At 42.7% G+C, this 3,534-nt stretch carries 3 protein-coding genes; all 3 read right to left on the bottom strand.

Features of this window, described 5'->3' with window-relative positions; all coding sequences use genetic code 11:
* Positions 1-314, bottom strand: a 314-nt coding sequence (locus tag IH598_14530) for a hypothetical protein (protein ID MBE0639731.1), incomplete at its 3' end; no start/stop codon positions are given.
* The gene (locus tag IH598_14525; protein ID MBE0639730.1) at positions 311-2,392 is read right to left on the bottom strand and encodes a hypothetical protein; all 2,082 of its coding nucleotides are present in this window, start codon (positions 2,390-2,392) and stop codon (positions 311-313) included. The genes IH598_14525 and IH598_14530, both read right to left, overlap by 4 nt.
* 2 nt (positions 2,393-2,394) lie before the next feature.
* The coding region (locus IH598_14520; GenBank protein MBE0639729.1) for an SIR2 family protein at positions 2,395-3,534 on the bottom strand (1,140 nt) is incomplete at its 5' end.

Raw genomic sequence — 3,534 nt, 5'->3', positions numbered from 1 at the left:
ATACTCTGTGCAATACCAAGGGCTGTATCGGCTTTTTTGCGAAGTCTTTCTGCTTCTTCGCGTGAATGGTACAGATCTATATTCTGACGGCTGATCAGAAACCTGCAATTCTCAAGCTTAGCAGTCGCCGTTGAGTCATCTGACGGTAAAATGGTTTTTTCTTTGGCTTTCATAAAATACACAAAAGCTTCTATGTATTCACTTTCACTCAAATAATGCTCGCCCTTTTCCATCAGTTGATTATACTCATCTATCTGAGCTGACATTTGAACGCAGAAAAGCGAAACAATGAATAGAATGAGTAGTTTTTTCATCTGTCAATATTATTATAAGTCTCATTCAATAGTTGAATTTTTTCACGGGTTCGGGCTTCCAACTGGTCATCGTACATACGCTCGTAGTCATCAAGGTCTTTTTGATATATGATGCCAGCATGTCTGTATAGGTCAGCCCTTTTCTGTTGCACGACGATAGTGTCGTAACTTAACTTGAACGCTTCATTTAGTTCAGCCATCGCCAACAAGTATTCCTTTTGTGCCCTGAAACTATCTGCTCTGTTGATAAGGGAATCGTGGCTGCTTTTCGAGTTCAGCCGATCTTTACTTATGTTGATTCTCTTAATTACTTCAGGTTCATAAATTCGCTTCATTGCAGTATCCTGTTTGAGGAATTCCAGCGCCTGCTCAAAATGAACGATTGCTTCCGGATATTTGGCCTTGCTTTCAAAAGCCTTCCCATCGTCGAAATTTTTTTCATACTGGGATTTTAAAAAGTTACTGTAGGCATCCCTGGCAATTTCTCCCTGCTCCCTCGCTATATTCATTTGCCAAAAGCCGAATGCAGCTGCAATCAACGAGATAATCCCAAATATACTGACAATCTGCAATGTTTTCCTCTGCTGTTTGATTTTCCGCTGGCGCTCGGCTTCTTTTAATGCCTGCTCTTCACGGATACGCTTCAATTCGGCTTCCCGCTCCCTCGCTTCCAGCTCCTGCTGCTCTTTTAGTTTACGCAATTCTTCCTGACGCTCCTTTTCGAGCCGAATCCTTTCGAGTTCGTCTCGGTATTCTTTCTGGGATTCAAGGATCGGCTGAACAAGGGTATCGTGACTGATTTCATAGCTGAACCGACCGAAGGTGTTGCGCTCTGCACGCAACAGGTGGGTATCCACAAGCTCGCGCAATTCTTTCTCACCAAGGTACTCTTTGCAAATCTCCTGATCCAGCGAAATTCGCTGGTGGTTGCGAATCAGCTCATCCTCGATCAACCGCTTTGCTTTATCCTGGTTCTCCTCATCCAGCTTGTTGATGGAATCGAAGTAAAAATTAAGGAAGATATTTTTAAATTCCGGGAGATCTTCCACTTCAATTTGTCTTTTTTCATCAGTAGTTTTGGCAGCGGCAATTTCTTCAATCCGGTGGCATACAATCTGAAGTTGAGTAGTTTCGATTGTGTCAGAGCCTCCATCACTCAACTCATTGATGATTTTATCGATGGCGTCGTTGTGAAAAGTGAAAGGTGGGGTTTCAAACCCGGGATCACCATCACTGGCTGGATTTACAATCGCCTGCCTTGCCTGTTCAAAATCCAATGGAAGTAACTCGTAAAAGGTGTTTTGGATATCGGGTAACTTATCTGATAGATTATTAAGAAGGCTCAAGCGATCGGAGCGGATGGCGAAAATGGTTTTGATCTCGATTTTTTTGTGCAACAGTCCGATCGTTTCACGACTGAATAGTTCCCTGTTATTTTGTCGGCCTTCGGCAATCAGCACGGCAACCCGGTCGGGGAGTTTAAGCTCGGTCAACTCATAAAGCTGGTTTTTGAAGTCGTCAATATCTTTCCTGGGGAAAGAGAAAAGTTCTTCAAACTGGTCGAAAACCAGGGTAAATACTTTTTCCGAATCATCATTATCAGGCTTTTGCGCGAGAAGTTGCGCTTTTTTAAAATAGTACCAGAGCGTTTTGTCTTGTTCGTTGTCGCCAATAATTTGATCTATGATGGTGTCGTTCCGTGTATCCAAATCATCAACAACTTTTTTCAGTGCGCTGATCACTCGTTCCAGTGGTGTTTCTGATTTCAGTTCTTTTTTTTCATCTTCCGTAAGGGTTACAGCAACCGATTCATTTTTTTCATCTTTTGTCGGGGTTTTAGAAACCTGCCTGTAAGCAAAAAGCCTGATGCTGATGGTGGTGTAGCTCTTGGGCAGTTTGGGCAACACGCCAGCTTCGAGCAGCGAGGTTTTTCCTAACCCGGATTTCGAATAAAGTAGTACTTTTTTCTCCACCTGGATCAAAGTGAGCAGCTTGTCAATATCCTTGTCCCTGCCATAGAATATATTGGACTGAGTTCTGCTGAATGGCGTTGCGCCCGGATACCTGCGTATTCCCATGGTCAGGAGTTTATTTTTTGTTGAAATTTCTTGATGCTTAAAGCAATCTCACCAACCTGGCTTTCTAATTTCAGCAATTCATCCAGATTGTCTTCAGTACCTACTCTGGCGCTGAGACTTTTTAGTTTGAGGAAACTATTTTGTACGAAACCCTGATTCAGATTTCGCAGCATGCCTTCTTCGTTTACATTATGAATCAGCCATTGGATAAACTGACCGTAATCATTGTCCACGAATGTGATATTAAATTGTTTGGAAATAAACTTTTCGATGTCCTCCTTCACATCTTTTTTTCCAATGGTCATGCGATGAGCGCCACTTTTCTTCTGCTCAAATTCAAGGATAAAAAGCAACAACCGGTTGTACCATTTGTTGAAGTCAAATCCGATGAACACATAATGCGTGGCGTCCTGGATCTTTTTCTTGATCTCGGCGGGGATATAAACTTTATTGAGGTAATGATAAAAGTTTTCGTGGGTAAAAATATACCTGCCGTTATTGGCCGCATTTCCAAGGATATTATAAACCACCGGCCTTTCGGGTGTCATGGGTTCTACTTCCTGGCGCGTACCATTGAAGGCTATGAACTGATGGTTTAGGTCAAAATCGGTAAACACCCTGTGAATGGTATCGTCAGGACAAAGAGAAATAATAAGGCTGAAAGGAACCTGGGTAAGCTGTTCAAGGATTTTGCGGCCGGTAACATTTTTTCTCGGGAACTCTTTGCTATAGAAATCAAGGACGTCATACAGGATTATTTCATCTGACTCCGGTGAAAAATATCCTTCATTCTCGAGGTATTCAATTTCGCTGTAATCTTTAGCCAAATCAACATAAAACTCATGATGTAACGACTTTCCCTGGCTATCCACCGAAATTTCAGGACCAATAAACAGGATACAACCCTGGTGTCTCAATGCCTGCAAAAGTCGCCGCCAACGGATGGCCTCATAAGCAGGGTCGTCCTCCGGGGGAATAAATGGTTCGGGCTTGGGAGCGCTTTTTACTTTTTCATCAAGCAGTGCTAAAGTTTCTCCGAGCTCTTTGAACTTTACGTTCATGCTCTCTTTTTGCTGCTTAATCTCAATGGGCAAGTCTTTGCCGATGATAAGTGTAATATCCCTCGCATTGATATTCTGCAG

This window comes from Bacteroidales bacterium (assembly GCA_014860585.1).
Taxonomy (GTDB): Bacteria; Bacteroidota; Bacteroidia; order Bacteroidales; family 4484-276; genus RZYY01.
This window is presented reverse-complemented; position numbering and strand designations above follow the sequence as displayed.